This window comes from Mycobacterium sp., assembly GCF_032161845.1.
Taxonomy (GTDB): domain Bacteria; phylum Actinomycetota; class Actinomycetes; order Mycobacteriales; family Mycobacteriaceae; genus Mycobacterium.
In genome coordinates, this window is record NZ_JAVRQA010000566.1 from 1 (window position 1) to 4,295 (window position 4,295).

Annotated in this window: 3 protein-coding genes; all 3 read right to left on the reverse strand. The window is 66.4% G+C overall.

What is annotated here, in order from left to right:
- Positions 1–33: 33 nt before the first annotated feature.
- Complete coding sequence (locus QOD90_RS31295) at positions 34–942, reverse strand: ACP S-malonyltransferase (protein ID WP_526356466.1); 909 nt, start codon at positions 940–942, stop codon at positions 34–36.
- A gap of 142 nt (positions 943–1,084) precedes the next feature.
- Positions 1,085–2,371: a PucR family transcriptional regulator gene (locus QOD90_RS31300; RefSeq protein WP_526356462.1), complete on the reverse strand. Its 1,287-nt coding sequence runs from the start codon at positions 2,369–2,371 to the stop codon at positions 1,085–1,087.
- A gap of 142 nt (positions 2,372–2,513) precedes the next feature.
- The coding region (gene aceE / locus QOD90_RS31305) for a pyruvate dehydrogenase (acetyl-transferring), homodimeric type (protein ID WP_526356464.1) at positions 2,514–4,295 on the reverse strand (1,782 nt) is incomplete at its 5' end.

Below are 4,295 nucleotides of genomic sequence, written 5' to 3' on the forward strand. Positions count from 1 at the left end.
TCCCTGATGGAATGCCGGCTTGGTCTTGTCTGGCTAGAGCTCGGCGAGCCCGTCCAGGTCTGCGGGGGTCTTGACGGCGTACGTCGGCACTCCCCGAAGTTCTCGTTTCGCGATGCCGACCAGAGCGCCCGCGGGCGGGAACTCGATGATGGCGGTGACTTCGCGTTGACGCATGGTCTCGGTGCACAGATCCCAGCGCACCGGTTGGGTCAGCTGCGCGACCAGCTTGGACATGGCGTCCGCAGCTGAAGTCACCGGCTGGCCGTCGGCGTTGGACAGGAGGGTGCCGGTTGGCTCGCCCGTCACGACGGCGTCGGCGGCGGCGGCGTAGCCGTCCAGTGCCGAGGCCATGAAGTGGGTGTGGAAGGCGCCGGCCGTCGCGAGCTTGCGAACCCGCGCCTTCGCCGGCGGATCCTCGACCAACTTGTCCAGTGCGGAGGTGGCGCCCGCGGCGACGATCTGTCCGGCGGCGTTGCGGTTCGCGGGCACCAGGTCGAGGGCCTCGAGGCGAGCCAGCACGTCGGCCTCGTCGCCACCGAGCACGGCGGCCATGCCGGTCGGCTCGAGTGCGCAGGCCTTGGCCATCTCGAAGCCGCGGGTGGCGGCCAGGACCACGGCGTCGTCGGCGGAGAGCGCACCGGCGATCGCGTAGGCGGCGATCTCGCCGACGGAGTGCCCCGCCACGATCGTCTCGGCGCCCGCCAGCAGGCCGCGCTTGGTCAGTTCCTCGTGCGCGAGGAGTGTTGCCGCGACGACGAGGGGTTGCGTCACCGACGTGTCGGTGATCTCGTCGGCGGTTGCTGTCGTGCCCAAGCGAGCGAGGTCCAGGTTGATGGCATCGGACCACGCGGCGATCCGCTCGTCTGCACCGGGCAGCTCAAGCCACGGCGAGAGCATGCCGGGACTCTGCGATCCCTGTCCGGGAGCGAGCAGCGCAAGCACGGGTGTTTGGGGCACGAATTAAGAGAACACTGTGAAAGCGGTTTTGCGTGGTGTAAGAGATTATGAACCTGGTCTTATGTTTTTGTGGGGAAGCTACAAAACCGCATGTTATGGGACTGCAACGAGATCGGATTGCGACCATTCATCCGGAAAACGAACCAGCATTGCCGCCGTTCCGGCCTGTTGCGTAGGCCACACGAGCGTTTGCCGTGCTGGTGTGCGTCGTCTGTCGACCCAGCCGTCCGACCGTCGATGCCACCCGCAGAACGTACGCGTCGCGAGGCAGGGTGGGATCGCGGCCCGTGAAGTCGGCGATGCGTTTGAGACGGTAGCGGACGGTGTTTGGATGAACGAACAATTTGCGCGCGCAGGCTTCGATCGCCCCTCCGGAATCGAGGTAGGCGTCGAGGGTCTCCGTCAGTACGGGACCCGCGTCGGCCAGCGGTCGCATGACGTCGGAATCGAGGGCGGCAATCGCCGATGGGTCGCCGAGAAGCGCCCGTTCGGGTAGCAGTTCGCGGGCCGCCACCGGTCGAGGCGCGCCACTCCAACCTGCGACGGCGTTCATACCCGCGATGGCTTCGGCGGCGCTGTAGTGCGCCGCCACCAGAGATGCGGCGAACGGGCCGATCACCACGGGCTCGTCGGCGAACACCTCGAGCAGTTCGGGAAGGAACTTGTCCGTCGGAGTGAGATGGCCGGATACGATCGCGACCAGCCATGTGCCGTGCACGTCCGACAGTGCCGTGCGGCCGTTGCGCGTGACGATCTCGTGCACGTCCTCGCTGGCGAAATCCGTGCGACCGGGCTTGGGAAATCCGACGAGCACCGTCGCGGGCGCGGTGGCATCCCAGTTCAGCGCCGCGGCCTGGGACTGCAGCTGGGGTCCGATGTCGCCACGGACCACCGCGTCGACGACGTTGGCCTCCATCCGGGTGTCCCAGGCCCCTCGGGCCTCCGCGGCATCGGCGTATCCCGATGCCGCTGCGAACGCCAAGTTCCGGCTGTAGCGCAGGATGCCGATCGTCAGCGCCGTCATCTGATCGTCGTTGCGGGCCAGCATCGGAACGGCTTCCTCGAAGTGCTCCATCGTGACCCGCACCATGTCGACGGTCTGGCGCAGGGCTATCCGCCGGGTGAGCTCCTGTGGGACGAGGGCGAACGCCTCGGCGGTATATCCGACGTCACCGCGCGGGTTGCGCATCCACTCGGCGAAGTTGACCAGCGCCGTCTGCACGACGAGCTGAACGCTGGCGCGCTGGGATGCCTCCAGATCCGCGAAGAACGGCAGCCGTTCCCCCATCACGTGGACGGCCTCCGTGGACAAGCGCCCCGAATGTTGCTTGACGCGACGAAGCAGCGATTCGGGAACGGAGTCGAGAAGCTCAAGGGGCGACGTGCGCGCGTCCGCAAGCTCGTTGTCCGTCACCCCTAAAAGATACGCCCATTTCTGGTGGATTCCTCCAACTACCTGACCGAAAGCGGATCAGTTCTCCATCGAGTGTGCGGTGAGATCGCGATTTCGCGTGCAAACGCGATCTCACCGCAGAGTCGATGCGAGTGCTCGGGGGTCACGCGCTCCCGGTGTCGGCGAAGGACACGCCCGCAGCGAGGACGTCGTCGATCTTGTATTGGTTGGCGGCGGCGATGGCGACCGAGGGGTCGATCTCGCCGTCGCGGGCCAGGGCCTCCAGCACGGCGACCACGACCGATTCGGCATCGGTGTTGAAGTACCGGCGGGCCGCGGGACGGGTATCGGAGAAGCCGAAGCCGTCGGTGCCGAGCGTCACGTAGGTGTTGGGCACCCACGGGCGGATCTGCTCGGGAACCGCGCGCATCCAGTCCGAGACCGCGACGACGGGGCCCGCGGTCGACTCCAGCGCCTGGGTGACATACGGCGTGGCGGCTGGGCGGTCCGGGTGACGCAGCCGTTCCTTCTCTACGGCCACCCCGTCGCGGTTGAGTTCACCCCAGCTGGTCACCGACCACACGTCGGCGGCGACGTCCCATTCGGCGGCCAGCAGATCCGCGGCCCGCAAGGCCTCGGGCATTGCCACGCCCGAGGTCAGGATCTGCGCGACGTTGGTGCGCTTGTCCTTGGACGCCCGGTAGCGGTACATCCCGCGCAGCAGGCCCTCGGGATCGAAGTTCTCCGGCTCGGGGGGCTGCACATACGGCTCGTTGTAGATGGTGATGTAGAAGAAGACGTTCTCGGGGTTCTCACCGAACATCCGAGAAAGCCCGCTCTCCACGATGTAGGCGACCTCGTAGGCGAACGCCGGGTCGTAGGCGACGACCGCGGGGTTGGTGGCGGCCAGCAGCATCGAGTGCCCGTCGGCGTGCTGCAGACCCTCACCGGTCAGCGTGGTGCGTCCCGCGGTGGCCCCGAGCACGAAGCCACGGGCCATCTGATCGGTGGCCGCCCACAAGCCGTCGCCGGTGCGTTGGAAGCCGAACATCGAGTAGAAGATGTAGATCGGAATCATCGGCTCGTCGTGGGTGGAATACGAGGTGCCCACGGCGGTGAACGACGCCGTGGAGCCGGCCTCGTTGATGCCTTCGTGCAGGATCTGACCGGTCTCGGATTCCTTGTAGGCGAGCATCAGCTCGGCGTCCACCGCGGTGTACAGCTGGCCGTTGCGGTTGTAGATCTTCAAGCTCGGGAACCAAGAGTCCATCCCAAAGGTGCGCGCCTCGTCCGGGATGATCGGGACGATGCGCTTGCCAATCTCCTTGTCCCGCAACAATTCCTTGAACGTGCGCACGGTCGCCATGGTGGTGGCGACGGATTGGGTGCCCGAACCCTTCTTGAGCGCCTTGTAGACGTCGCGGCCAGGAAGCTTGAGCGCCTTGGTCTTGGTGCGTCGGGCCGGCAGGAAGCCGCCGAGGGTCCGTCGCCGATCCAGCAGGTAGCGGATCTCGGGTGCGTCGGGTCCGGGGTGGTAGTACGGCGGCAGGTACGGGTTCGCTTCGAGTTCGGCATCCGACACGGGGACGCGGGTGGCGTCGCGGAATCCCTTGAGGTCATCGAGGGCGAGCTTCTTCATCTGGTGGGTGGCGTTGCGGCCTTCGAAGTGCTGGCCCAGCGTGTAACCCTTGATGGTCTTGGCCAGGATGATCGTCGGCTGACCCTTGTGTTCCATCGCGGCCCGGTAGGCGGCGTACACCTTGCGGTAGTCGTGGCCGCCGCGCTTGAGGTTCCAGATCTCGGCGTCGCTCATCGGCTCGACCAGAGCCTTGGTACGCGGATCACGGCCGAAGAAGTGATCGCGCACGTAGCCGCCGTCGTTGGCCTTGTACGTCTGATAGTCACCGTCGGGGGTGGTGTTCATCAGATTGACCAGGGCGCCGTC